Raw genomic sequence first — 26416 nt, forward strand, 5'->3', positions numbered from 1 at the left:
GCCGTGGCAGAGCGCGTCGAACGGGGGATCGGCGATCCCTGGCACGCCCGGCGGAAGCGCCGATAATCGACGGTGTGGACCGACCCGAACTCGCCGATTTCCTGCGCCGCCGTCGTGAGGCACTGAGCCCGGAGGACGTCGGGCTGCCGCCGGGGCAGCGTCGCCGCACCGCCGGGCTGCGCCGCGAGGAGGTCGCGACGCTCTCGGGCATGTCCACCGACTACTACACGCGGCTGGAGCAGCAGCGCGGGCCGCGGCCGTCGGAGCAGATGCTCGTCGCCATCGCGCGCGGCCTGCGCCTGTCCCTCGACGAGCGCGACCACCTGTTCCGCCTCGCCGGCCACACCGCGCCGACGCGGGTTTCGCGCAGCGACCACGTCAGCCGGCCGTTGATGCGCGTGCTGGACCGGCTGCACGACACCCCCGCCCAGGTGATGTCGAACCTCGGCGAGACGCTCGTGCAGAACCAGCCGGCCAAGGCGCTGCTCGGCGACGAGACCGGCTACACCGGACCCGCGCGCAGCGCCGTCTACCGCTGGTTCACCAACCCGGACGAGCAGCTGATCTACCCGGCGGCCTACCGCCCGCGGCACGCCCGGTTCCTGGTGGCGAACCTCCGCACGGCGAGCGGCACCGACGCCCGGGCCACCGAGCTCGCGCGGCTGGTCCGGGCGAAGAGCGCGGAGTTCGCCGAACTGTGGGACGCGCACGAGGTCGGGGTGCCGTCGGAGCGGCGCAAGACGATCGTCCACCCGAACCTGGGCGAGATCGACCTCGACTGCCAGCTGCTGTTCACCGACGACCTCGCGCAGGTGCTGCTGGTGTTCACGGCCACGCCCGGCACCGAGGACGCCGAGAAGCTCCTGCTCCTTTCGGTCGTCGGCCCGGAGCTGCTCGAGTCGTCATGAGTGCTCGGCGTGCACCTGCTTGCGCCACTCCGCGAACTGCAGGCGTTCGAAGGCGATGAGCGCGAGAACGACCGCGGCGACGATCAGCACCAGCACGGCGGCGGGCACGTGTTCCAGCAACGGCGTCGCCGCGACCAGCAGGACCGCGATGACGAGGCGCTGGTGGTTCCAGCTGCCGAGGTTGCGCTTGCGCAGGGAGCTCAGCGCGATCAGGTAGAGCGCGAGGCCGCCGGTCAACGTCCAGGCCGGCACGCCGTGCAGCGCTTCGCCGGGCGCGTGGTGCTCGGTGTCGGCGACGTAGAGGAGCGCCTTCTTCAGCCCGAGGGCGACCAGCACGATCCCGGCGATCAGCGGCAGGTGCAGGAACGTGTAGGAGTCGGTGGCGAGCTTCGCGCGCTCGCGCCCGGTCGCCCGCGTCAGCCGGTGCTCGGACACGCGCGCGACGACGTCGAAGTACGTCCACCACATCCCCGCGGCCAGCGCGAGCCCGCACACGGCCGCCCCGGTGACCGGCCACGACATCGGCAGCGCCCCGATCCCGATGCCGATCGCGACGATCGACTCCCCGAGCGCGATGATCACGATCAGCCCGAACCGCTCGGCGAAGTGCGCGGGCGAGTTCAGCCGCCAGCCGTCGGGCCCGGTGAGGTAGACGTTGAGGTAGTCGACGAGCAGCGCGACCACCCAGAGCCCCAGCTGCCACGGCCCGCTCAGCGCCGTCGCCACACCGAGCAGCACCACGCTCGGCAGCAAGCCGACGAACATCCGGAGCAGCACCCGCTTGAGCCCGGGATCGTGCCGCGCGGCCCCGAGGTAGGCGACGAGGTGCAGCAGCCGCACGAGCGCGTAGCAGACCACGAACAACACCGGCGCGAACAGCCCGCCGGGATGATCGACAAAGGCTTCGGGAATGGTGAGCGAGACGAGGAACATCACGGCCATCGCCCCGAACATCGCGAGCCGCGCGATCCCGTGGTCGACGTGGATGGTGGTCCCGAGCCAGGCGTAGGAGCACCAGCACCACCACAGCACGGCGAGCATGGCCAGCCCCTGCCCGACCCCGAGCGGGCTCAGGTGGTCGGCCATCAGCTGGGTGGTCTGGGTGATGGCGTAGACGAAGACCAGGTCGAAGAAGAGCTCGATGGTCGAGACGCGGTGGTCCTCATCCGCGCTCACCAGGTGCAGGCGTCTCGTTGGCACGCCGAATTATGTCCAGTGCGGCCCCCTGACGTCCGTGTTTCGCGGTAACGCCCTGCGCGAACATGGCCGCGCGTGCATCTGTCTGGGACACTGAACACGGGACGTGGGGAGGTGTCGTGCTACCGGATTCTGCCGCGCAACACCGGACGATCATGGCTGTCGACATAGCCGGCTACAACGACCCGAAGCGAGCAATGATCCATCGCCGGGCTGTGCACGAAGGCTTCTGGGGCCTGATGCGCAGATCGTTCGCTGACGCAGGCATTCCGTGGGACGTCTGTTTCGTGGAGAACACCGGAGACGGCGCGATGATCCAGTTGCCGGCACAGGTGGCAAAGGCGGATCTGGTCGCCGGGCTGCCGGACCGCATGCTCGCCGAGCTGCGCCGTTACAACGAGGTCCGCGCTGATGCCGCCGGCATAAGGCTGCGTGTGGCCATCCACGCGGGTGAGGTCTACGAAGGAAGCCACGGCACGGTAAGTGATGCGACGAGTTTCGCGTTCCGGCTGCTGGATGAGCAGCAGGTCAAGAGCGCTCTGAAGTCGTCGGGAGCACAGCTGGCGTTGATCGTTTCCGACACTTTCTTCCAAGACGTCGTCCGGGCGGACCCTGCCGCGGACCCCGGTTCTTATCGCCGCATAGCAGTGTCGGTGAAGGAAACGCATACCGAAGCCTGGCTGCGCCTGCTGGGCACCCTGGTGAAGGGGTACGCCGGCTCCGGCTCCGAGCTCGCGCTCAAGGTGGACTTTCCGGCACTGGTCGATGCCCTGCTCGCGGTGCCTTGCGTGCGGGACATCGAAGGCCGTCGGTTGCTGCTCGAGCAGCTTCCCCGGCGTGAAATCGCCGATGCCGTGCCCTACCATCCCGAGGACCGGTTGCACGTCATTGCACTGGCTCGTACTTGTCAGCGGTTCGACAGTGGCCTGTCCGACCTGCTCGCGGCCGTGCGGATGCTCGAACCTGAATCACCCCAGGTAGGCGAACTCGCCAAGATCATCGGCGGACTGCCCGGTGGAATCGGATGATCTTTGTCCAGGATTTGCCCTTTTGTCAGCGCGGCGAATAGGTAAACTCACGATCTTCGGGCGCTTCGCGGGGGCGGGAGGTGGTTCGTCAGGTGGCTTCGCGGCGAGGCCGGGTCAATCTCGCGGCACGAAAAGCGCTGGTGGACGTGTTGGCCGCCGCCGGTTTCGCACACGACAAGGCGCGCCGTGCGCTCCTGGTCGGAGAGCTCGAGACGGTATTGGAGTGCCAGTTCACCTTTTCGGACCAGCTCGCCCCACGTGACGAGTTGCTCGAAGTGGTCAACGCGTGCGGCAGGCTCGAGGACGGCATGGACGCGTTGGCCGACGTGTTCGAGTTGATGCGTCCGGGGACTCCGGAATGTGCGGAACTGCGCAGAGTGGTGTCTTCTCTCTGGTTGCGGGACGTCATCCCCGAAACGGAACAGGAACTGATCCGGGCCCGGCTGACCGGACTGGCGCCTCCGGGGCTCGCCGCGGCGGTGCGGCGGGCAGCCCGAGACGCTGCAGTGCCCCCGCCGCGGTACGAGGACGCCTGGATGGCGTTCTCCGATCTTGCCGACTTCAACGCGGCTCCCGAGGAACTGCCACCTGCCCTGGTCTTCATCGAGTTGATCGGGGCGGAATGCGGCGGTCCGCTGGGTGCGGATCTGATCGAGTGGACCACCAGGCAGGCCCGTCGCCTTCGGCTCGACGGGGCGTTGCGGCGGTTGCGATCGGAGAGCCGTACCGCAGGCCCGGCTGGACGGCTGCATCTAGTGATAGCGATCGAACCGGACGGTATCGACGCAGGCCGATATCAGATCTCTCCGTGGCGGCAGGACGATGCTGGGCAGTGGCCGCCGCCACGGGGTGAGATTCGGTTCGTCTGTGCGGACGACCTGGAGGACGAGATCGGTGACCTCGTAGGCGTAGCGGAAGAGTACTGGGCAGGCGTGGCGTCGGAGGTGGTCATCGAGTTCGTGCTGCCTAGGGCGTTGCTCAACCTGCCGGTGCATTCCTGGTCGACTGACCGCCGTTCGGGTGATCCCAGTCCGCTGTTCATCAGCTACCCGATCGTGATTCGTTCACTGGAGCGGTTGGAAACCCGTCAATGGCATCGGCGGTGGCGTTTGCGCTGGCGCGCGCTGGAGGCCGATCCATCCGTCGATCGAGTGTATTTCTGTCATGAGAAGGACACAGAGGAGCCACATCGGCTGGACTCGATCCTGAGTGACGACCAGTGGGTGATGATGGTGCTGACCGAGTCTCCGCCGGTCAGACCGGTTCCTGGGCAAGATCAACTGTTCGCGGCATTGCGGGCCGGATTGCCGATTCTCGTCTGGCACCCGACTGCCGGTGTGGAGGCCTTGCGCGAGGTGGTATCGTGGATCGTCGGTGCTAATGGTTTGGGAGAATTGCCGTACCGGACGCAACAAACGCGGCAAGCAATTTTCTCGGACCTGTCGGTGCCGTTCGACACTGACATTCTTCGTGATCTGGTGGTGTTGTGGGACGATCCGGGTCGACTGGTCGGCGATACGTTCGATCGTCCTGCGCGGACATGAGTCGCCGATGACAGCGGTGGAACACCGCGATGGTGTACCGGCGTGGTGCATCTATCGCGGTACGGGGCATCCGCTGGAGGACATCGGGCTTGCTGAGCTGCTGCCACCGGCACCTCCTTGGCGCGTCTTCGACGGGGGCCCGTTGCCGGAAGCGGACGTCGTTCCCGAGGATGACGGTGAGATGGACAGGCGTCTGGGCCGCAGGCACCGGTCGGCGCTCCATGTCGACCCGCACGAAATCGAGATGGTCAACGCGGCGATCCATCTGCGGCGGCCCTTGCTGGTCACCGGCCGACCGGGCAGTGGCAAATCCAGCTTGGCATACCGAATCAGTCGCGAACTTCGCCTCGGGCGGGTGCTGCGCTGGCCGATTACCTCGAACACCACTCTCAAGTCCGGGCTCTACGACTACGACGCCATCGGGCGCGCGCAGGCGGCCGGCACCAGAGCGGTCGGTCACTCGCAGTCCGGTGGGGTGTCGGAAGAGTCGCCGATCGGTGATTTCCTGCGCCTGGGCATGTTGGGTACGGCCTTCCTGCCGCGTCACCTGCCGAGAGTGCTACTCATCGACGAATTGGACAAATCAGACTCCGACCTGCCGCACGACCTCCTGAGTCTTTTTGAGGACGGCGAGTTCGTCATCCCCGAGCTGGCTCGTGCCGCGCGCCGGACGCCCGAGGTCGACGTCTTCACCGCCGACCAGGATCAGACCGCCGAAGTGGCCGGCGGCCGGATCAGGTGCGCGGCCTTCCCCATCGTGGTGATCACGAGCAATGGTGAACGGGAATTCTCACCAGCCTTCCTGCGCCGTTGCCTCACGTACAAGACGAAGACTCCGACAGCGGAGCAACTGGCGGCCATGGCGGCCGCACACGCTCTCGACCCGGACAATGAGCACCGGTCTCGGCTGGTCGAGGAGTTCGTCGAAGCGAGCAAGGCCAAAGGTGCTCCGCCGGCGGACAAACTACTCGACGCCGTGTACCTGGCGACTTCAGGCGCTTACCAAAAGGACGGTGAGTCGTGGCGACGCGTGGTCGGTGCGCTTTGGCAGCAGCTCACGTCGCCGGAGTCTTGAGATGGCGGGTGGACCGGTCGGCGTTCCGGACGCCCCGCAGCTGACTTCCCGCGAACTCGCCGACGGACTGTGGCTCGCCGCGGTGATGCAGGGCGCTGTTCCGAACTTCGGACAACGCGACGACCAGGTCACGAGGGAACCCGAGTGGGATCTTCCCGTTGTCGAACCGACTCTGACACCGGAGTCCACCGAGCCCGACACAGCATTCCCGCCGCCGGATCCCGGTGTGGAATCCGAGTCTCCCGACGAGGGTGGGGCACGGCATGACGTCGTGCTGAAGGACGCCGAACCGGATGACGGGATGCCCACGGAGGCGGGGGAGGATGAGGCGCCGAGCCCGGCACCGTGGGTACCCATCGCATTCGCGCCGTCCGGCCGGGGGCAGCGGCAGGTCTCGGACGCAGGCATCGCAACGTTGCCCGACGCAGCTGAATTCGTCCGGTCGTTACGGCCCCTCAAGCGGCTGATCAAGTCCCGGCGCCCGGAGGACGTTGAACTCGATGAAGAACGTACCGCCGAAGAAGCGGCGGAGACGGGGCGCTGGTGGCCGGTCACCCGGCAAAAACGGCGGAAGTGGCTCGATTTGACGCTGGTGATCGACGCGGCGCCATCACTGGCTCTTTGGAAACCGACGGTGAACGCGTTCGTCAGCCTGCTGGAACGACTCGGCGCGTTCCGGTCGATCCAGGTCCGCATGCTCGACACGGGAAAGGCGGGCCAGGCCGAGGACGGCACGGTCATCGAGCCGGAGCTGCACGGGGGCACGCTCGAAACGCCTGCGCGCGGTGCCGCGGAGGTTCTGGACTCGTCCGGACGTCGGCTGATGCTGGTGGTGACCGACGGCGTTTCCGATGCCTGGCGAAATGATCTCGTCTCACCGATCCTCGCGGACTGGGCCCGCGCGATGCCGGTGGCCGTGTTGCATCTGTTGCCGCAGCGACTCTGGCCACGAGGCGGTCTCGACGTGCATCGCGCGGTCCTTGCCACATCCGGGCCGTTGAGAGCAAACCGGCACTACGGGCTCGAGCTCCCCGACGACTGGGTGGACCCCGATCGTTCGGCGGAGCTCGTCGCGGGCTCGGTGCCGGTGCCGGTCCTGGAATTCAAACCGCGGTGGTTGCATTGGTGGGTCGGGCTGGTCACCGGGAACGGTGAAGAACGGCGTACGGCCAAGGTCTTGCTCGCTCGGCACCGGTCGGTTCCGGTCCGCGAAACGGAACCGGAGAGGGAAGAGACCTTCGATCCGTCGCCAAGAGACCAAGTGAAACGCTTTCACAGTCAAGCCTCTCCGCCGGCGTATCGGCTGGCGACGCTCTTGGCCGCCGTGCCGGTCACGGTCGGCGTAGCGCGGACGCTGCAGGCCGAACTCGTGCCGGACTCGGAGCCCGCTCACCTGGCGGAAGTCTTCACCAGTGGCTTGCTGGAGCAGACTGGCGGCGACGGGCCTTGGGATGCTGTGAACTGGGACTTCCCGCATCAAGTCCGGGCAGTCTTGCTGAGTGGGGCACGTCGGTCGGAGACCGTACGGGCGGTGTTGGCCGCGCGACGTTCTTTCGGTGTCCGCAGTGGGTTTCTCGCGCGATTGCGGGACGCCCTGGAGGATCCCGACAGTACTTCTGACCCCGCGCCCGAACCAGGAACAGTCGACGAAGTCGCCCTTGAGCGGGCTGTCATGGCCGCACTGTCCGGCCCGTACCTTTCACGCGCAGCTCGGCTTGACGCTATCGAAGCAGAGGCCGGCGCTGAACAGCAAGGCCCCACTCGGGTATCCACATTAGACTCTAATATCGAACCGGTGAGTGACACGATGTCCCAGGCGCCCGACCGGATCGCCGGTCTTCCGAGCGACCCTGCTGCCCTTGCCCCGACAAATTCCCCAGTTCCGGACGGCCGACCGGATTCCGGCGAGGGTGGCACGGTGAGCCCTGCGCGCGCCGTGTCCAGCGTGGCGTCGACGGCGCGGCATGAACGGCCGTCCAGTGATGAAAACCCTCCGGTCTGGGGAAAGATCCCGGCCAAGAACCTCAATTTCACCGGACGGGACGACTTGCTCGACCAGCTCGGCGAGCGTTTGGGTGCGGGTACGACGGCTGTCCTGCCGGCCGCATTGCATGGCATGGGTGGTATCGGCAAAACGCAGATGGCGGTCGAGTTCATTTACCGTCACCTCCAGGACTACGATTTGGTCTGGTGGATCCAAGCCACCGAGGAGACCCAGATCAGATCGTCCTTGACCGAACTGGCCCAGCACCTCCGGCTGCCTGGCTGTGACGAGGCGATCACGGCTGTACCGGCGGTCCGGGAAGCACTCCGGCTCGGCCGTCCGTACCGGCGCTGGTTGCTGGTGTTCGACTCGGCGGAGAATCCGGATATGGCCCGCCGGTTCTTCCCGGTGAACGGACCCGGCGAGATCCTGGTGACGTCCCGTAACCCGGATTGGGCCGGGATCGCCCGGCCGCTAGAGGTCGCGGTCTTCGAACGCTCGGAGAGCCGGGACCTGTTGCGGCGCCGCGGGCCGGCGATTTCCGACAATGATGCGGACCTGCTGTCCGAGAAGCTCGGCGATCTGCCGCTCGCCATTGCCCAGGCCGCCGCTTGGCGTGCTGAAACCGGGATGCCGGTGCAGGAGTATCTGCGGCTGTTCGACGAAAAGGTCACTGAAGTCCTCAGCACTTCGGCACCGGCCGACTACGAGGTCTCGGTTGCGGCAGCGTGGAACGTCTCGTTCGACGAGCTGAGCCGGCGCAATCCCGCTGCCCACCAGCTGTTGCAGGTGTGCGCGTTCTTCGCGCCAGAGCCGATCGCGCGCAGCTTGTTCACCGGCGTGCGCGGCGTGGAAATCACCGCTGAGCTCGACGAAGCGCTGCGCGATCCGATGGAGCTGGGGCGCGCGATCCGCGACATCAACAAGTTCGGACTGGCGAAGATCGACCACGGTAACGACACCATCGTGTTGCACCGGCTTGTTCAGCTTGTGTTGCGCAATCGACTGAGCAGGCAAGACCGGGCTCACATGCGCCACGGTGCGCATATGCTTCTCGCGAATCTTGATCCCCGCGACCCGGCTTCTCCGAAGCATTGGCCCCGATACCAGATCTTGCTGCCGCACGTCTATTCCGCCGAATTGATCGGTTGTGATGACCGCTGGGTGCGTCAGCTGGTAATCAACCTTCTGAAGTTCCTGTACCACTGGGGCGACCACGAGGGCGCGCTCGCCCTGGCGGACCAGACCGTGCGCGCCTGGTCGGCCCCTGACGCCGATGCGGATGTGCGCCCGGAGACCGATCTGCAGGTGCTGCAGGCGTCCGAGCGCCTCGGGTTCTACTACTGGGTCGTCGGGCGGTACACCGAAGCCGCCGAGGTCACGCAGCGAACGTTGGACCTGTACCAGGAGACTCTGGGCGCGGATGCGGAACAGACGATCAACGCGGAACTCACGGTGGCCCTGGTGCTGAAGGCCAACGGTGACTTCGCAGCCGCCAGGTCCCTTGGTGACCGGACCTACGTGAAGACCAGGGGATTGTTCGGCGAAGACGACCCGATCACCCTCAACGCGGCGCACGACTTCGTTGTTTCGCTACTGCTGACGGGGGAGTACGAGGAGGCTCGCCGACTCGCCCAGGAGACCTACGATCGCCGTGCGCAGATCCTTGGCTATGATCACGACGCGACCATCTCGACCCAGGTGTTGCTGGTCATCGCCCGGCGGGAGCTGGGAGAGTATCCGTGGGCGCGGATAGAGCAGGAACGGATCGCCGAGCGAGCATTGAAGCTGTACGGCGAGAACAGCGTCGGAACGCTTCGACGTCGCTACCACCAGGCTGTCGCATGCCGGAAGGACGGCGACCACGAGGCAGCCTTGGCCTTGTCGGATGCGGCGCTCAAACGGTTCCGGGACCGTTACGGCGACAAGCACCCGAATGCACTGGCCTGTGCGCTCGGGCACTCGATCGACCTGCGGCACGCCAAGGACTTCACCAAGGCGCGCGCACTGGGTGAGCAGGTGTTCAACCTGTACCGGGAGAGCGTGGGTGAGCAGCATCCCCACACGCTTTCGGCTGCGCTCGACCTGGGCGTGACCATGCGTCTCAGTGGTGACCCGGCCAGCGCGCGAGCCATTGACGAGCGTTCGCTCGAACAGCTGAGGACATTGCTCGGCGCGGACCACCCGCACTCCATCGTGTGCGCGATCGACGTGGCAAGTGACCTGTTCGCCCTCGGCCGTGTCGAGGAGGCAGCGGCGATCGACGACGAGATGTTGACCCGGGCACGCCGCATTCTCGGCAAGGACCACCCGACCACTCTCGCCGCTCAGCTCAACCGGTCCCTCGATCTGCGCGCCCAGGGTGACGACGGCGAAGCCGATGTGCTCTACCAAGACGTCATGGAGCGGTACCGGGCTGTTCTGGGGGAGACACACCCGGGCACGCTCAGCGCGTCTCGTGGCGTCCGCGCCGACTGCGACATCGACCCGATGCCCTTGTAGTCCCTTCGGTCAGTGAGTGAACCGGCCGATCCACGCGGCGACCGTTTCGGGTGACGGTGCGTCGCGAGTTTCGGCGCGGAGGCGACGATGCACCGCCCGGACGAGTTCCGGGCGGTGCATCAACGCCCGGGCGGCCGGGCTGGTGCCTCGCGTGGAGAGCGCGAGGCCGAGGCCGACCAGAGCGGACGGGCTGTCAGGTGCCTTGCTCAGCTCGGCCCGGTAGCCGGCGATCGCCGCTTCGGTTCGTCCTGCTGCGTAATCGAAGTCAGCGGCGCTCGCGCCCCTGACGGACGACCAGTTCGTGGCCAGCCGGTGCGCGCCGTCAGGACTCAGTCGCAAGCGGACGAGGTCGGCCCGGGCGTCGGGCCAAGTTCCGTCCGGCACCGGGGTCGGGCTTTCGGGTTCGAGCAGTCGCGTCACATTCGGCCGGGTGTGGTCGGCTCGCCACGCTCGCACGAGTTCCGTGACGGTACCGGGAATCGGTCGCAGGTGCCGAACCCGCCAGCCCGCGTAGTGGTCGGACGCGATGGCTGCTGCCCATGCTGCCGGGCCAGGGGTGATCGGGTCTTCCTGCCAAGGGCCGAGCCGATCAGTGACGCCGTCGAGGAATCTGCGGCCGGCGTCGGTCAAGGCGGCATCCCGTCTGACCACCCGCAAGGTGTTCCAAGTCGCGCCTCGCCACAGTGCGAATTCGAACGCGGCCAGCTCATTGTTCGGGTCGGCCGAAGCCAGCCGCCGCCAGAAGCCGGTCACTCCGAAAAAGGCGTAGATGCCGTGCAGAACGCCGGCGATCGGCCGAGGATCGTCGCGCCAGGGCGCGTAAAGCCGTTCCCGAGGGTCGGCGGTGGTGAAGGCCGTCAGGTGCTGGAGACCGCCTAAACGGATGTGGTGGAATTCGTGCACTAGCGCTGCGGCAAGGGACGCGGGATCTTCTGAATGGGCGATGATCGCACTGCCGAAGGCTTCACCACTGGACGCGCTCGGCTGGCGGAACGGCACTGCGGGCGCGGGTACGAGGGAATCGAGGCCGTCCGGGAGCGCGTCGGCCACCTCGGGCAGGTGCCGGACGAGCAAGTCCCACGCGCCACCCACCACGGTGCGCCAGGATTCAACTTCTTCGATGGTGAGCCGCCGCGGGGGAACAGGTTCGTAGAGTCCGCGGTACGGGTCCAGATCGTCAAGCCGAACGGACAGCCTGCGACCCTCGGTTTGCGCCGTGGCTTCGCGGATCCCCGACCATGCGGGGACGTCGATCGACCGGTCTGCCGGCAGCAATACACGTGAATACCAGTTCTCGACTGTGACTTCACCGTCGCGACCGTGAACTTCGGCGACCGAGAACGGCTCGTCCGTCGCGAGGTGAGCCATGCCGAGGGTTGGCAGGGACACGTTGCCCTGCCACACCGGAACGTCGATGTCGAACTGCAGCCCGGCGTGTACGGCTGCGGCCGCAGCCAGGCAGTGCACATGCCCGACGTGGACCCAGATCGGGCAGACGCCCGTGACCTGCTGGTGGAACAATCGCGTCGTGTAGCCGGCCCAAGTTCCCGTGTACGGGTGCGCGAGAGTCAGTTCCAGTGCTTCAGGAGCGGCATGCTGCACTCGAGTGAGCAATTCCCAGGCGGATTCCGGTGACGAAAGAGGGCCGAATCGGTCGTGGCTCTTGCTCGCGATGTCAATCAGGCCACGCAACAAGAGCAACCGTCTGCTGCGCTCGGCCGCCCGCAGTTTTTGCACGGGTCCCGGACCACCTTCGCCGCGGGCGAGGGCGTCGAAATCGGACCAGGGAAGGTGATGCGGCGCCAGCTCCGGCGCGTGTTCGTTTTGCTCAGGGTTTTCGATGAGCACAGCAGACCTCGTCAATCGAGCCGTTTCGCGCCTTGGCTTCCACTCGCGGTCACCTGGATGTGGGACACGCGTTCCACGGCGTGTCGCAACGCGGTTTGCATCCGGTTGCCGTCGAGCGTGCGCAGCCTCGTCAGTGACACGGCGCCGAGGTCGAGGAGTTCCGATTCGATTCCCGTGTCCCCGTCGGTCCCCGGTGACTGCATCAGAAAATCCCCTCTCGCAGGGAGAACGGACCCCGTCGGCCCGTCTGCATTGTCTCGCATTTCCCGCCGTTGCGACAGGGACGGACGTCGTGCGTCGATCAGGCTACGTCGAGGATCTTGTGCAGCAGCGTCGTCAGCTCGGCTTCGAAGTTCGCCCGGGCCGCGACCCGGCGGGTGCGGGCCAGGTCGTTCGCGATGGTCAGAGCCGCGTGGACCGTTATCTTGGCCTCTCGCGGGGGGAGTGACGGGTGGGTGGCCGATAGCAGCGTGACCCACTGGGCCACGTAATCGCGCTGCACCCGCAGGAGGTCGGCTTTGTCGCGGTCCGGCATCGTGACGCGGTCCGCCGAGAACGAGACCAGGAGTTCCGGCGTGTGCAGAATCGTGCGGACGTACGACGCCGCCAAGCGGCGCAGTGCCGTCGGCTCGTCGGGGGCCTGCAGCGCTTGCTCCGCCGCCAAGGCCAGGCGGTCGGCCGCTCGGTGGCCGATCGCGACCATCAGGGCGGCTTTGCTCGGGAAGTGGCGGTAGACGCTCGGGCCGGCTATGCCCGCCGCCGCTCCGATGTCCTCCATGCTCACGTCGTGGAAGCCGCGCTGGGCGAACAGGGCCGTGGCCTCCGCCAGGACCTGCTCGCGGCGGGACGGCGTGCCCAAGCGCAAGGAGGGCGTCTCCGAAGGCGCGGAGACGGGCAACGGGAGTGTGGCGTTCAGCACACCCAGGGCCAGCTCGACCAGTAGTTGAGCGAAGCGGCGGCGGGCCACGGCGGTGTGGTGGACCGACACGCTGCCGAACACCGACAGCGCCGCCCAGCACAGCAGTTCGGCGTCTTCGGCCGGCAGATCCGGGCGCTGGACCAGCAACGCCTTCGACCACGACGCCAGCGCCAGCGTCGACCTGCGGGCGATCTCCCGTTGGTCTTCCTTCGGGAGGTGACGGCCTTCCCAGCGCCACAGCGCCGCGATCTCCCGGCGCTCGACGGCCTGTGCCGCGAGCCGCGTGAGCAGGGCTTCCAGCTGGTCGGCGGGCGGAACGGAGTCGGACAGCGCCTCCGCCGTCGCCGCCTCCAGGTCCTCGAAACCGCTCAAGACGACGTACGCGAGGATCGCCTGCTTGTCCGCGAAGTGCCGGTACAACGCCGGCCCGGTGACGCCCGCCGCGTCCGCTATGTCCTTGATGCCGACTCCGGGGAAGCCGCGCGCGCGGAACAGCCCGGCGGCGACCGCGGCCAGCTGAGCCTTGCGGTCGCGCGGTCGCGCGGTACGTACGGAGTCGGTCATGGTGAGTCGACGATAGCGGCTAACGGCACAACGGCAACCCATTGACACCATGGGGTTATCCGAGGATATGTTAATGGCCATTAGCACTACTGGCCGGTATCATCGGTCAGGGCACGACGACGTTCCCATCCGCTCGCGAGGAGTTTTTCTGTGAGTAGCGAGGCCTACATCTACGAGGCGATCCGCACGCCTCGCGGCAAGAACAAGGGCGGTGCCCTGCACGGCACCAAGCCGGTCGACCTGGTGGTCGGCCTGATCGAAGAGCTCAAGGTCCGCCACCCGAACCTCGATCCCGCCGTGATCGACGACGTCGTGCTCGGCGTCGTCTCGCCGGTCGGCGAGCAGGGCGCGGTCATCGCGCGCACCGCCGCGCTGAACGCCGGCCTGCCCGAGACCGTCGCGGGCGTGCAGCTCAACCGCTTCTGCGCCTCCGGGCTGGAAGCCACCAACACCGCCGCGCAGAAGGTCCGCTCCGGCTGGGACAACCTGATCATCGCCGGCGGTGTCGAGTCGATGTCGCGCGTGCCGATGGGCTCCGACGGCGGCGCGCTGTTCATGGACCCGGCGACCGCGTACGACAACTACATCGTCCCGCAGGGCACCGGCGCCGACCTGATCGCGACCATCGAGGGCTTCTCGCGCGAAGACGTCGACGCGTGGGCCGTGCGCTCGCAGGAACGTGCCGAGGCGGCCTGGTCCGGCGGCTACTTCGCCAAGTCCGTCGTCCCGGTCAAGGACATCAACGGCGTGACCGTCCTGGACCACGACGAGCACCGCCGCCCCGGCTCCACCGTCGAGAGCCTCGGCAAGCTCAAGCCCGCGTTCGCCGGCATCGGCGAGCTGGGCGGCTTCGACGCCGTCGCGCTGCAGAAGTACCACTCGGTCGAGAAGATCAACCACGTCCACACCGGCGGCAACTCCTCCGGCATCGTCGACGGCGCCGCGCTGGTGCTCGTCGGCTCCGAGCAGATCGGCAAGACCTTCGGGCTGACGCCGCGCGCCCGGATCGTGGCGACCGCGTCGATCGGCTCCGAGCCGACGATCATGCTCACCGGCCCGACCCCGGCCACCGAGAAGGTGCTGAAGACCGCGGGCCTCAAGCCCGAGGACATCGACCTGTGGGAGCTCAACGAGGCGTTCGCGTCCGTCGTGCTCAAGTGGATCAAGGACCTGCACCTCGACGAGGAGAAGGTCAACGTCAACGGCGGCGCGATCGCCATGGGCCACCCGCTCGGCGCCACCGGCGCGATGCTGGTCGGCACCGTGGTCGACGAGCTCGAACGCCGCCAGGCGCGCCGCGCCCTGGTGACCCTGTGCATCGGCGGCGGCATGGGCGTCGCCACCATCATCGAGCGGGTGTGAGGACACTAATGGCTGAGAGCAAGACCATCCGCTGGGAGCAGGACGAGGACGGCATCGTCACGCTGACCCTCGACGACCCGAAGCAGTCGGCGAACACCATGAACGCCGACTTCCGCGAGTCGCTCGGCGTGACCGTGGACCGCCTGGAGGCCGAGAAGGACTCCATCACCGGCGTCGTCATCACCTCCGCGAAGAAGACCTTCTTCGCCGGCGGCGACCTGAACGACCTCATCCAGGCCAAGCCCGAGAACGCCGTCGAGTTCACCGAGTCGTCCGGCCTGATGAAGGGCCAGATGCGGCGGATCGAGCAGCTCGGCAAGCCGGTCGTCGCGGCGATCAACGGCGCCGCGCTCGGCGGTGGCCTGGAGATCGCGCTGGCGACGCACCACCGCATCGCGGCCGACGCCAAGGGTAGCCAGATCGGCCTGCCCGAGGTGACGCTCGGCCTGCTGCCCGGCGGCGGTGGCGTCGTGCGCACTGTCCGATTGCTGGGTATCCAGAGCGCGCTGCTGAACGTCCTGCTGCAGGGCCAGCGCCACCGTCCGCGCAAGGCGCTGGAGCTGGGCCTGGTGCACGAGGTCGTCGACACCGTCGAGGAACTCGTCCCCGCCGCGAAGGCGTGGATCAAGGCCAACCCCGAAGGCGGCGTCCAGCCCTGGGACGTCAAGGGCTACCGGATCCCCGGCGGCACGCCGTCGAACCCGAGCTTCGCGGCGAACCTGCCCGCGTTCCCGGCGAACCTGCGCAAGCAGATCAAGGGCGCGAACATGCCGGCGCCGCGGGCGATCCTGGCCGCCGCCATCGAGGGCTCGCAGGTCGACTTCGACACCGCGATCACCATCGAGACGCGCTACTTCATCAGCCTCGCCACCGGCCAGGTCTCGAAGAACATGACGAAGGCGTTCTTCTTCGACCTGCAGACGATCAACTCCGGCGGCTCGCGGCCGGACGGCTTCGAGAAGTACACGGCCAAGAAGGTCGGCGTGCTCGGGGCCGGGATGATGGGCGCCGCGATCGCGTACGTGTCGGCGAAGGCCGGCATCGACGTCGTCCTCAAGGACGTCTCGCAGGAGGCGGCCGAGAAGGGCAAGGGCTACGCGGCCAAGATCGAGCAGAAGGCCCTTTCGCGCGGCAAGACGACGCAGGAGAAGTCGGACGCGCTGCTGGCGAAGATCACGCCGACCGCCGACCCGGCCGACTTCGCGGGCGTCGACTTCGTGATCGAGGCCGTGTTCGAGAGCGTCGAGCTCAAGCACAAGGTGTTCGGCGAGATCGAGAGCGTCGTCAACGCCGACGCGGTGCTGGGCTCCAACACCTCGACGCTGCCGATCACCACCCTCGCCGAGGGCGTGCAGCGGACCGAGGACTTCATCGGGATCCACTTCTTCTCGCCGGTGGACAAGATGCCGCTGGTCGAGATCATCTGCGGTGAGAAGACGTCGCCGGCGACGCTGGCGAAGGTCTTCGACTACACGCTGCAGATCAAGAAGACCCCGATCGTCGTCAACGACAGCCGCGGCTTCTTCACCTCGCGCGTGATCGGCACGTTCATCAACGAGGCCGTCGCCGCCTTGGGCGAGGGCGTCGAGCCGGCGTCGATCGAGCAGGCGGGTTCGCAGGCCGGCTACCCGGCGCCGCCGCTGCAGCTGATGGACGAGCTGACGCTGACCCTGCCGCGCAAGATCCGCAAGGAGACGCGCGAGGCGATCGAGGCCGCGGGCGGCACCTGGAAGGCGCACGCGTCGGAGGGCGTCATCGACCGGATGGTCGAGGAGTTCGACCGCAAGGGCCGCTCGACGGGCGCGGGCTTCTACGAGTACGGCGAGGACGGCAAGCGCACCGGGCTGTGGCCGGGCCTGCGTGACGCGTTCAAGTCCGGCTCGGCCGAGGTCCCGTTCGAGGACCTCAAGGAGCGGATGCTGTTCGCCGAGGCGCTCGAGACGGTGAAGTGCTTCGACGAGGGCGTGCTGACGTCGATCGCGGACGCCAACATCGGCTCCATCTTCGGCATCGGCTTCCCGGCTTGGACCGGCGGTGTCATCCAGTACATCAACCAGTACGAGGGTGGCCTGCAGGGTTTCGTCGACCGGTCGCGCGAGCTGGCCGCTCGGTACGGCGACCACTTCGAGCCGCCGGCTTCGCTGGTGGAGAAGGCCGCCAAGGGCGAGATCTACGAATAAGCAAGGTCCGTGAAGGCCTCCTTACCGGCTGTTAGAGCCGGTAAGGAGGCCTTCACGGCTTTCGTGGGTGTCCGGAAGCTTGTCCACTTCGAATTCGCCGGAAGGCCATCGAAGCGGGTTAATCTCCGCCCATGCGCCGTCCCGTCACGGTGGTCCTCGCCGCCGTCTTGCTCGCCTCCAGCCTGACAACGATGTCGGCCGCCTCCGGGCTGAGCCCCGCCGACTTCGTCGATCCCCTCATCGGCTCGGCCGGGGACGGGAACACCTACCCCGGCGCCACCGCGCCGTTCGGGATGCTCGCCTGGAGTCCCACCAGTACGCGCGGGGACCAGACCAGCACCGGGGCCGCCAACGGCTACCAGTACGACACCACCCGGATCCGCGGCCTGAGCCTCACGCACGTCAACGGCGCGGGCTGCAACCCGGGCGCCGCGGGGGACGTGCCGATCCTGCCGTTCGCCGGGGACGTCACCTCGTCGCCGACCGCCGACACCACTGATGCGATCTACGCGAGCAACTTCAGCCACGCCGACGAAGCCGCGACGCCGGGGCGCTACAAGCTCGGGCTCGCGAACGGCGTCACCACCGACGTCGCCGCCACCGAACGCACCGCGATCGGCGCCCTGCAGTACCCGGCAGGCAAACCCGCGAACCTGCTCTTCCGGACGTCGAACTCGCTCAACGGCAGCGAGGACGCCGAGACGCACCTCGACCCGGCGAATCGCGAGGTCACCGGCTCCGTGCTCACCGGCGCGTTCTGCGGCCGTCGCGCGAACGGCGGCGTCAACAACCGCAAGTCCTACTACCGCCTGTACTTCACCGCGCAGTTCGACCAGCCGTTCGCCGGCACCGGGACGTGGAAGGACGCGACGCTGCAGCCGGGCGGGCTCGGTCAGACCGGCGGCGAGGGGTACGCGACCGGCAGCGACCGCGCCGGCCGGGGCTCCGGCGGGTACGTCACCTTCGCGTCCGGCAGCAAGGTCACCATGCGGATCGCGATCTCGTACGTCTCGCTCGACGGCGCGAAGCGCAACCTGCGGGCCGAGCTGCCGGTCAAGTCCACTGTGGACAGTGTGGCCGCCGGGACGAAACGCGCGTGGAACACCGAGCTGAACCGCGTCGCCGTCAGCGGCGGCACGGCCAACCAGCAGATCACCTTCTACACCGCGCTCTACCACGGCCTGCAGCAGCCGAACCTCGTGAGCGACGTCGACGGTCAGTACCTGGGGATGGATCGGAAACCCCACCGCGTCGCCCGCGGCCAGGACGCGCAGTACTCCAACTTCTCCGGCTGGGACCAGTACCGCGCGCAGGTGCAGCTCCTGGCCCTGCTCGAACCCCGCGTCGCCGGGAACTTCGCGCAGTCGCTCTACAACTACGCGCAGCAGAACGACGGCGTCTGGGACCGCTGGGTGCACGTCAACGGCGCGACGCACGTGATGACCGGCGACCCGACGGCGGCGACGCTCGCGACGTTCTACGCGATGGGCGTCCGCAACTTCGACTACCGCGGCGCGTTCGATTCGCTCTACAAGCAGGCGACCGTGCCGCGGCCGGAAGGGCTGCAGGACGGCGGCTGCCCCGGCCAGTGCGTCGGCCAGCGCCCGAACCTCGCGCAGTACCTGACCTCGCACTACGCGCCCAACGACGTCTGCCACTGCTGGGGCGGCGCCGCGGAGACGCTCGAAGACGCGGTCGCGGACTACGCAATCGGACATTTCGCAGAGCTGCTCGGTCGCACTCGCGAAGCCGCGGAGCTGCACGCCCGGGGTGCGTACTGGCGCAACGTGTACAACCCGGGGACCGGCTACATGCAGGCCCGCAACGTCGACGGCAGCTGGGTGACGCCGTTCGACCCGGCGAGCGACCGCGGTTTCGCCCAGGGCAGCGCGGCGGCCTACACCTGGATGGTCCCGCAGGACGTCTCCGGCCTCGCCGACGCGATGGGCGGCAAGGCGAACGCCGTCACCCGACTCGACGGCTTCTTCCACGACGCGAACGGGAACTGGCTGCTCAAGGGCGGCGGCCCGCTCAAGTACGACCCGACGAACGAGCCCGACATCCACGCGCCCTGGATGTACAACGAGCTCGGCCAGCCGTGGAAGACGCAGGAGACCGTCCGGCAGCTGGTGAACTCGGTGTACACGACCGGGCCGTCGGGCCTGCCCGGCAACGACGACCTCGGCACGATGTCCGCCTGGTACGTCTTCGCCGCGCTCGGCGTCTACCCGCGCACGCCGGGTTCGGGCGAGCTGCTGCTCTCGAGCCCGCTGTTCCCGAGCGCCGTGATCCACCCGGCGGCCGGGGCCCCGATCCGGATCACGACGTCGGGCAGCGGCAAGTACGTCGCGGACGTCCGCCGCGATGGCCGGCCGCAGCGGGACTGGAAGCTCGACGCGTCCTTCCTGCGTTCGGGCGGCGCCCTGGACTTCCGCCTGTCCGAGACACCCACCACCTGGGGGACTTAAGGCTCCAGCGCGACGTGCGGGAGCCGGCGGTCCAGCCGGCGCGGCAGCCACCAAGCCCGCGCGCCGAGCAAGCGCATGATCGCCGGGACGAGCAGGCAGCGGATCAGCAGTGCGTCCAGCAGCACCGCCACCGCCAGGCCGAGCCCGAACTGCGCCAGCATCCGGGACGGGTCGAGCAGGAACGCGCCGAACACCAGCACCATGATCGCGCCGGCGGCGGTGATCACGCCGCCGGTCGCGGCGAGCCCTTCGCGCACCGCGAGGCGCGCGTCGCCGGTGCGCCGCCACTCCTCGTGCATCCGCGACACCAGGAACACCTCGTAGTCCATCGACAGCCCGAACACGATCGCGAAGATCATCACCGGCACGAACGCCTCGATCGGGCCCGACTGCGCGCCGAACCAGCCGTCGCCGAACACCAGCGTCATCACGCCGAGCGAGGCGCCGATGCTCAGCAGGTTCAGCAACGCCGCCTTCAGCGGGATCAGGATCGAGCGGAACACGACCATCAGCAGCAGCGCCGAGAGCCCGACGACGACGAGCACGAACAGCGGCAGCCGAGCGGCGACGGCGTCGGCGAAGTCGGTCGCGGCCGCGACCGAACCGCCGACCAGGTAGTGCCCCGGCAGGGACGGCAGGACCTCGGTCCGCAGGCGCGTCACCAGTTCGGCGGTCGCTTCGTCCTGCGGGGACGTCGTCGGGAACGCGAGCACGGTCAGGCCCGTCGGCGGCAGCGCGCGGGCGATCCCCGGGGTCGACGCGAGCCGCTGCTGCAGCGCGACGGGGTCGCCGTCTTCGGTGACGACGGCGAGCGGTCCGCTGAAGCCCGGCCCGAACCCTTCGGCCATCAGGTCGTACGCCTCACGCGTCGTCGACCCGGCGGGGTCCGTGCCCGAGTCGGCGAAGCCGAGCCGCATGCCGGCGGCCGGGATGGCCAGTCCGATGAGCACGGTCAGGCCGATCGCCAGCGGGGCCAGCGGCCGGCGCTGGACGCCGTCGGCGAGCCGCCGCCAGGCGTTGCCGTGCTCGCGCGGTGACATTCGGGGCTTCGCCCCAGGCCCGGACCCCCTTGCACGTTTCACGGCGTGCTTGCGGATGCCGCGTTCGAGCCGCTTGCCGAACAGCGACAGCAGCGCGGGCAGCAGCGTCACCGACGCGAGCATCGTCATGAGGACGGTGAGCGCGACGGCCAGCGCGACGCCCCGCAGCCCGCCGAGGCCGAGAGCGAGCAGGCCGAGCAACGCGATGATCACCGTCGTCCCGGCGAACAGCACCGACCGCCCGGCGGTGTCGAGCGCGCGGCGCACCGCCGTGTCGCGGTCGTGGCCGGCGAGGATCTCACCGCGGTAGCGGGAGAAGATGAGCAGCGAGTAGTCGACGCCCACGCCGAACCCGACCAGCATCATCAGCGGCGACGTGTAGCTCGCGATGCCGACGTAGTGCGAGACGATCGTGATCGCGCCGAGCGTGCTGCCGACCGCGAACACCGCGGTGATGACCGGCAGTCCCGCCGCCAGCAGCGAGCGGAACAGGAACACGAGCACGACCAGCGCGGCGAGCAGGCCGACGCCCTCCGCGGGGCCGCCGCCTTCGGAGACCCGCTTGATCGGGTCACCGGCGAGCGCCACCTGGACGCCGTCGGCTGCCTTCGCGGTGTCGACGACCTTGACGATGTCGTCGTAGGGGAGGTCGGCCGACGCGGCGTCGAACGCGACGGTCGCGTAGCCGATCCGGCCATCGCGCGAGAGCGTCGCCGGGCTGTCGAACGGGCCGGTCACCGACCGCACGTGCTGCTGCAATCGGACATTTGCCAGAGCGTTTTCGACCGCTGCACGCCTGGCGGCGAGCCCGCTGTCGGACTTGAAGACGATCTGCGCGTCCGCCCCGGACTGCGTGGTCGTCTTCAGCAGGTCGACGACCTGCTGCGATTCGGCGCCCGGCAGCGAGTTGTCGTCGTGGAAGGCGCTCCCGGTGAGCCGGGAGGTGAACGTGACGGCGAGGAGGACCAGGGCCCAGAGCGCGACGGCGAGCCACCGGTGGCGTTGCGCCCAGCCGGCCAGGCGCGCCGGCCGGCCGCCGGTGGTGCGGGTGATGGTGTCCATGGTGGACAAGAATCCGCGAGTGCGGGCCTGCTCCGCGTCGCGCTCCGGAGGGCACTTCACGTGCACCCAGCGGTGTCCCTTACGGCCTTTCCCGTACTCCCGCGGGGGTACGGCTCAGGGGGTGAGCCAGCGCGGCGTCACCGCGCCGGACTCGTAGGCGAGGACGACGAGCTGGGCGCGGTCGTGCGCGCCGGTCTTGGTCATGATGCGGCTGACGTGCGTTTTCGCCGTCGCCGGGCTGAGCGTGAGCTCGCGCGCGATGTCGTCGTTCGACATGCCCGCGGCGACCAGGGACAGCACTTCGCGTTCGCGGTCGGTGAGCCGGTCGAGCGCCGGTGACGGCGTCGGCCGGGTGACGCGCGCGGCGAATTCGGAAATCAGCCGCCGCGTGACGGACGGCGCCAGCAACGCGTCCCCGCGGGCGACCACGCGCACCGCGTGGATCAGTTCGGCGGGTTCGGTGTCCTTGACCAGGAACCCGCTCGCTCCCGCGCGAAGGGCGCCGTAGACGTCTTCGTCGAGGTCGAACGTGGTGAGGATGACGACCTTGGTGCCGGTCATCCCCGGGTCTGCCAGCAGGTGCCGCGTCGCGGCCAGGCCGTCGAGCACCGGCATCCGGATGTCCATCAGCACGACGTCCGGGCGGTGGTCGTGCGCGGCCTGCAGGGCTTCGCGCCCGTCGGCGGCTTCGGCGACGACGTCGATGTCGTCCTCGCCGTCCAAAATGGACCGGAAGCCGGCGCGGACGAGCCGCTGGTCGTCGACGAGCAGGACCCGGATCATCGGCCCATCATCGCACCGGAAGCCGGGCGCGCACGCGGTAGCCGCCGCCTTCACGGGGCGCGGCGGTCACGTCGCCGCCGAGTGCCCGCGCGCGCTCGGTCATGCCGCGGATGCCGTTGCCCGCCGGGGCGGTGCCGCCGCGCCCGTCGTCGTCAACCTGCACGGACAGCTCGGTTTCGCTGTAGTCCAGCCGGACCACGACGGTCTTCGCGGCGGCGTGCTTCGCGACGTTCGTCAGCGCTTCCTGGACGACGCGGAACGCGGCGTGCTCGACGTCCGGCGGCAGGTCCCGAACGACGCCGTCGATCTCGGTGCGCACGGTCAGCCCGGACGCGCCGGCCGATTCGGCCAGCTCCGCGACGCGGGAGAGCGCGGGCCCGCTGCTCTGGCGCAGCATGCCGAGGGTCGCGCGCAGCTCCTGCAACGCCGTCTTGCTCGCGTCCTTGATCGCTCCGAGCGCTTCTTCGGTCTGCTCCGGATCACGGCGATGCAGCGCGGCGCCGGCCTGGACGTTGATCAGCGCGAGGTGGTGGCCCAGCGCGTCGTGCAGCTCGCGCGCGATGCGGAGGCGCTCGTCGGTCCGCGCTTCGGCCGCTTTGGTGCGCTCGGCCGCGGCGCGGAAGTGCGCGACCGCGCCGCCCGCGACCAGTGCGACGAACCAGCCCGTCATCAGGAAGAACGCGAAGTTGTCGACGTGCCGCCCGGACCGTGAGCTGATCTCGCCGACCACGACACCGGCCATCGCCGCGACGACGAGCAGTGCGGCGCCGCGGATCCGCCCGGCCGCGGCGGCCGTGTAGAGCGTGTAGGCGAAGGCCAGCAGCACCAGCCCGTCCGGATCGGTGAGCGGGTAGTAGAGCGCGCAGCAGACCAGCGCGAACCCGGCGACGCCCAGCGGGTACCGGCGGCGCAGGAACAGCGCGGCGCAGCAAGCGATCGTCAGCAGCCAGCCGAGCACGACGTGGTTCCCGGGCTCCGCGGTGTCGCTCAGGACGGCGAACAGCGAACCCGCGAGCACCGCGACGGTGACCGCGAGTTCGGCGGCGTACCGCCGTAACCAGGACATCCGGCGAGTCTAGGACGGATTCAGGCCAGCCCGTCGAGAGCGGCGCGCAAGCGTTTGCCGGCGTGCTCGGTGAACGGGTCCAGGTGGCCGAAGCACGCGATTTCGACGTCCAGCGCGGCCAGCCTGCGGAACGACTCCAGCAGGCGCGGGCGGTCCGTGTTGAACACGCCGGGCATGGCGACGCCGTCCCGTTGCGAGACCGAGTCGCCGGCGAACAGGATGCCGTGCGCCGGGAGGTGGATCGCGATGCTGCCGTCGGTGTGCCCGGGGATCGCGAGAACCTTCGCGCCGCCGCCGAACCCGAGTTCTTCGCCGTCGGCGAGTTCGCGGTCGACGGTGCAGGGTGGCCCGGTGAGGCCCTTGGTTTCGGCGCCGGTCTGCTCGTACAGCGGACGCTCCCAGTCGAGCAGCACCGGCGGGGTGGCGGGCCGCTCGCCGCGCACCACCGGCGCGTCCGCGCCGTGCGCGAGCACCTCGATCCCGCCCGCGGCGCGGAGATCGGCCGCCGCGCCGGTGTGGTCGGAGTGGTAGTGGGTCAGCACGATCCGGCGCAGCTCACCGGGTTCGCGCCCCGCGGAGCGGATCGCGGCGGTGATACCGGGCGCCCAGCCGGCGAGGCCGGTGTCGATCAGGGTCAGGCCATCGTCGTCCTGCCAGAGGTAGGCCTGGACGAACGCGTCCCGGATCAGGTGCAGCCGCGGGGTGATCTCGACGAGCTCCATGCCGCGAGATTAGGGGCGAGCGCGTGCGTGCGGGGCGGGATTTGCTCACAGCGTAAGGGACTTCGCGTGCGATTTTCGCTGTAACAAACGGTTTCCGGCCACCGACTAGGCGGCATTGATTCGCGTGGCTGAGGAGTGGTCGTGGGTAAGAAGCTCGGGTTGGTCCTGGCGGCGGGTCTGCTGGTCGCGGGCTGCGGCGCGGGTCCGCAGCAGTACAAGGACACCGGCAACGTCGGGGTGATCGCGCCGACGACATCGAGCTATTCGACGCCGACGTATTCCGTTCCGGTCACGACCGAAGCGCCGGCCACCTCCGCATTGCCGACGACGTTCGAAGTGCCGGTCGCCACGACGGTTCCGACCGCGACCGTCGCGCCCAAGGCCGTCGCACCGAAGGCCGTCGCGCCGAAGACGACCGCGGCGAAGGCCCAGGCGCCGAAGACCACGGCCAAGCCCGCGCCGCAACCGGCCGCGTGCGGGGCCGACTACTACCGGAACGTGGACGGCAACTGCGTGCACCGGCCCGGCAGCAGCCCCGCAGGCGCGACCGCCCTCTGCAAGGACGGCACCTACAGCTACAGCCAGAACCACTCCGGGACCTGCTCGGGGCACGGTGGAGTGCGCACCTGGCTGTGAGATGTGCGGCATCGAGCACGATTGGATCGGAATCCCCCAGCACGTAGGTACAGTGCATGAAGTTGCATGATGCGTACTAACTACACATCTGGGGGTGTGGTGTCTCGTCCCGAAGGGTCCGGCCGCGCGATCGTCGTCGTCCTCGCTTCGTGCGGACTGGTGGCGTCGTTCATGCAGACCCTGGTCGTGCCGCTGATCCCGGTGTTCCCGAAGCTGCTGCACGCGTCGCCCGCCGACGCCTCGTGGGTGGTCACGGTGACGCTGCTCGCCGCGGCGGTGATCACGCCGGTCAGCGGCCGGCTCGGGGACCTCTACGGCAAGCGGCGGATGATCCTCATCAGCCTCGCCGTGCTCATCGCCGGTTCCGTCGTGTCCGCGACGACCAGCGCGCTCGCGTTCCAGATCCTCGGCCGCGGGCTCCAGGGCTGCGCGATGGGCGTGATCCCGCTCGGCATCAGCATCATGCGCGACGAGCTCCCGCCCGAACGCGTCGGCGGCGCGATCTCCCTGATGAGCGCGACGCTCGGGGTGGGCGGCGCGATCGGGCTGCCGGTCGCGGCGCTGGTCGCCGAGAACGCCGACTGGCACGTGCTGTTCTGGACGGCCGCCGGGCTCGGCCTGGCCTGCGCGCTGCTGATCCTCACGGTGGTGCCGGAGTCGTCGCTGCGCACGCCCGCGCCGTTCGACTACTTCGGCGCGTTCGGCCTGGCCGCCGGTCTGCTCTGCCTGCTGTTGCCCGTGGTGAAGGGCGGCACCTGGGGCTGGACCAGCGCGCCGACGCTCGGCCTGGCCGCGCTGGCCGTCGTCATCCTGGTCGGCTGGGGCGCCTACCAGCTGCGCCGCCGCGACCCGCTGGTCGACCTGCGCGTCTCGTCCCGCCGTCCGGTGCTGTTCACGAACCTGGCGTCGATCATGGTCGGCTTCGCGTTGTACGCCATGGCGTTGTCGTTCCCGCAGCTGCTGCAGGCCCCGTCGTCGACCGGTTACGGGCTCGGTCAGACCATGGTCGAGTCCGGGCTCACGCTCGCGCCGAACGGCCTGGTGATGATGCTGCTCTCGCCGGTGTCGGCGCGGCTCATCACCCGGTTCGGCCCACGGCCGACGCTGATGAGTGGCGCGCTGGTGATCGCCGTCGGCTACGGGTTCGCGATCGTGCTGATGGACAACGCGCTCGAGCTCATCACGGCCTCGGTGATCATCGGCGCCGGCGTGGGGATCGCCTACGCGGCGATGCCCGCGCTGATCATGGGCTCGGTGCCAGTCACCGAAACGGCGTCCGCGAACGGCCTGAACGCCCTGATGCGCTCGGTCGGCACAGCGGTCTCGAGCGCGGTGATGGCCGCGATGCTGGCCCAGCTGACGATCAGCGTCGGCGGCCTGGCGGTGCCGTCGCTGGGCGGCTTCCGCGCGACGTTCGCGGTGGCCGCGTGCGCCGCACTGGCGGGCGTCGCGCTGGCGGCTTTGGTACCGAAGAGGAAGGTGGCGCCGGTCCTGGTCGGCGTCGTATAAGCGACGCTTTCGTCGTGCG

General features: G+C 68.8%; 17 protein-coding genes. 10 read left to right on the forward strand and 7 right to left on the reverse strand.

The genetic code is table 11. From position 1 onward, the window contains the following. The first annotated feature begins 74 nt into the window (after positions 1-74). Entirely contained in the window at positions 75-908 is an 834-nt protein-coding gene (locus ACLJQZ_RS15715; protein ID WP_410620705.1) for a helix-turn-helix transcriptional regulator, read from the forward strand. Here the strand turns inward: ACLJQZ_RS15715 and ACLJQZ_RS15720 are convergent. Continuing rightward, positions 903-2108, reverse strand: a complete 1206-nt coding sequence (locus tag ACLJQZ_RS15720) for a low temperature requirement protein A (RefSeq protein ID WP_410620706.1) — start codon at positions 2106-2108, stop codon at positions 903-905. The genes ACLJQZ_RS15715 and ACLJQZ_RS15720 overlap by 6 nt on opposite strands. A 152-nt stretch (positions 2109-2260) precedes the next feature. Between ACLJQZ_RS15720 and ACLJQZ_RS15725 the strand changes: the two genes are divergently transcribed. From ACLJQZ_RS15725 to fxsT, 4 genes are all read left to right on the forward strand, one after another. Beyond that, on the forward strand, positions 2261-3133 hold the full coding sequence (locus ACLJQZ_RS15725) for an effector-associated domain 2-containing protein (RefSeq protein ID WP_410620707.1): 873 nt from the start codon (positions 2261-2263) through the stop codon (positions 3131-3133). 92 nt (positions 3134-3225) lie between these two features. Beyond that, positions 3226-4677, forward strand: a complete 1452-nt coding sequence (locus ACLJQZ_RS15730) for an effector-associated domain 2-containing protein (RefSeq protein WP_410620708.1) — start codon at positions 3226-3228, stop codon at positions 4675-4677. Between the two features lie 7 nt (positions 4678-4684). Next, a complete protein-coding gene (locus ACLJQZ_RS15735) occupies positions 4685-5752 on the forward strand; it encodes an AAA family ATPase (protein ID WP_410620709.1) in 1068 nt (355 codons plus the stop codon). Beyond that, positions 5691-10238, forward strand: a complete 4548-nt coding sequence (gene fxsT, locus ACLJQZ_RS15740; RefSeq protein WP_410620710.1) for an FxSxx-COOH system tetratricopeptide repeat protein — start codon at positions 5691-5693, stop codon at positions 10236-10238. Before ACLJQZ_RS15735 ends, fxsT begins: the two co-directional genes overlap by 62 nt. Before the next feature lie 9 nt (positions 10239-10247). Here the strand turns inward: fxsT and ACLJQZ_RS15745 are convergent, their stop codons facing one another. Next, on the reverse strand, positions 10248-12086 hold the full coding sequence (locus tag ACLJQZ_RS15745) for an HEXXH motif domain-containing protein (RefSeq protein WP_410620711.1): 1839 nt from the start codon (positions 12084-12086) through the stop codon (positions 10248-10250). Between the two features lie 301 nt (positions 12087-12387). Further along, positions 12388-13569 (reverse strand): TetR/AcrR family transcriptional regulator, encoded by a 1182-nt coding sequence (locus tag ACLJQZ_RS15750; RefSeq protein ID WP_410620712.1) that lies wholly within the window; start codon positions 13567-13569, stop codon positions 12388-12390. 150 nt (positions 13570-13719) lie between these two features. Here ACLJQZ_RS15750 and ACLJQZ_RS15755 point away from each other — a divergent pair, with 150 nt between their 5' ends. From ACLJQZ_RS15755 to ACLJQZ_RS15765, 3 genes are all read left to right on the forward strand, one after another. Further along, positions 13720-14931, forward strand: a complete 1212-nt coding sequence (locus ACLJQZ_RS15755; RefSeq protein ID WP_247057317.1) for an acetyl-CoA C-acetyltransferase — start codon at positions 13720-13722, stop codon at positions 14929-14931. Positions 14932-14939: 8 nt separating this feature from the next. Next, positions 14940-17111, forward strand: coding sequence for a 3-hydroxyacyl-CoA dehydrogenase NAD-binding domain-containing protein (locus ACLJQZ_RS15760; RefSeq protein WP_410620713.1), 2172 nt, complete (start codon positions 14940-14942; stop codon positions 17109-17111). Positions 17112-17242: 131 nt separating this feature from the next. After that, a complete protein-coding gene (locus ACLJQZ_RS15765) occupies positions 17243-19579 on the forward strand; it encodes a GH92 family glycosyl hydrolase (RefSeq protein ID WP_410620714.1) in 2337 nt (778 codons plus the stop codon). On the opposite strand, the gene ACLJQZ_RS15770 is transcribed toward ACLJQZ_RS15765, so the two are convergent. The 4 genes from ACLJQZ_RS15770 to ACLJQZ_RS15785 all read right to left on the reverse strand — a co-directional run bounded on the left by ACLJQZ_RS15770 (position 19576) and on the right by ACLJQZ_RS15785 (position 24252). Beyond that, complete coding sequence (locus tag ACLJQZ_RS15770) at positions 19576-21681, reverse strand: MMPL family transporter (RefSeq protein ID WP_410620715.1); 2106 nt, start codon at positions 21679-21681, stop codon at positions 19576-19578. The two genes, ACLJQZ_RS15765 and ACLJQZ_RS15770, sit on opposite strands and share 4 nt — an antisense overlap. Positions 21682-21795: 114 nt before the next feature. Continuing rightward, positions 21796-22464, reverse strand: a complete 669-nt coding sequence (locus tag ACLJQZ_RS15775) for a response regulator transcription factor (RefSeq protein WP_326944206.1) — start codon at positions 22462-22464, stop codon at positions 21796-21798. A 7-nt stretch (positions 22465-22471) separates the two neighbouring features. Beyond that, positions 22472-23530, reverse strand: coding sequence for a sensor histidine kinase (locus ACLJQZ_RS15780; RefSeq protein WP_410620716.1), 1059 nt, complete (start codon positions 23528-23530; stop codon positions 22472-22474). 20 nt (positions 23531-23550) lie between these two features. Then, positions 23551-24252, reverse strand: coding sequence for an MBL fold metallo-hydrolase (locus ACLJQZ_RS15785; RefSeq protein ID WP_410620717.1), 702 nt, complete (start codon positions 24250-24252; stop codon positions 23551-23553). A 141-nt stretch (positions 24253-24393) separates the two neighbouring features. Here ACLJQZ_RS15785 and ACLJQZ_RS15790 point away from each other — a divergent pair, with 141 nt between their 5' ends. Further along, positions 24394-24888, forward strand: a complete 495-nt coding sequence (locus ACLJQZ_RS15790) for a DUF3761 domain-containing protein (protein WP_410620718.1) — start codon at positions 24394-24396, stop codon at positions 24886-24888. Positions 24889-24957: 69 nt separating this feature from the next. Then, entirely contained in the window at positions 24958-26397 is a 1440-nt protein-coding gene (locus ACLJQZ_RS15795; protein ID WP_410620719.1) for an MFS transporter, read from the forward strand. Positions 26398-26416 lie beyond the last annotated feature (19 nt).

The sequence above is a fragment of the Amycolatopsis sp. cmx-8-4 genome, assembly GCF_046548675.1.
GTDB lineage: Bacteria > Actinomycetota > Actinomycetes > Mycobacteriales > Pseudonocardiaceae > Amycolatopsis.

Excerpts from the sequence above, each read along its gene's own strand:
- ACLJQZ_RS15725 (WP_410620707.1), top strand. The coding sequence starts at position 2,261 with ATGGCTGTCGACATAGCCGGCTACAACGACCCGAAGCGAGCAATGATC.
- ACLJQZ_RS15735 (WP_410620709.1), top strand. The coding sequence starts at position 4,685 with ATGACAGCGGTGGAACACCGCGATGGTGTACCGGCGTGGTGCATCTAT.
- ACLJQZ_RS15750 (WP_410620712.1), bottom strand. The coding sequence starts at position 13,569 with ATGACCGACTCCGTACGTACCGCGCGACCGCGCGACCGCAAGGCTCAG.
- ACLJQZ_RS15760 (WP_410620713.1), top strand. The coding sequence starts at position 14,940 with ATGGCTGAGAGCAAGACCATCCGCTGGGAGCAGGACGAGGACGGCATC.
- ACLJQZ_RS15765 (WP_410620714.1), top strand. The coding sequence starts at position 17,243 with ATGCGCCGTCCCGTCACGGTGGTCCTCGCCGCCGTCTTGCTCGCCTCC.
- ACLJQZ_RS15770 (WP_410620715.1), bottom strand. The coding sequence starts at position 21,681 with ATGGACACCATCACCCGCACCACCGGCGGCCGGCCGGCGCGCCTGGCC.
- ACLJQZ_RS15775 (WP_326944206.1), bottom strand. The coding sequence starts at position 22,464 with ATGATCCGGGTCCTGCTCGTCGACGACCAGCGGCTCGTCCGCGCCGGC.
- ACLJQZ_RS15780 (WP_410620716.1), bottom strand. The coding sequence starts at position 23,530 with ATGTCCTGGTTACGGCGGTACGCCGCCGAACTCGCGGTCACCGTCGCG.
- ACLJQZ_RS15785 (WP_410620717.1), bottom strand. The coding sequence starts at position 24,252 with ATGGAGCTCGTCGAGATCACCCCGCGGCTGCACCTGATCCGGGACGCG.
- ACLJQZ_RS15795 (WP_410620719.1), top strand. The coding sequence starts at position 24,958 with ATGCGTACTAACTACACATCTGGGGGTGTGGTGTCTCGTCCCGAAGGG.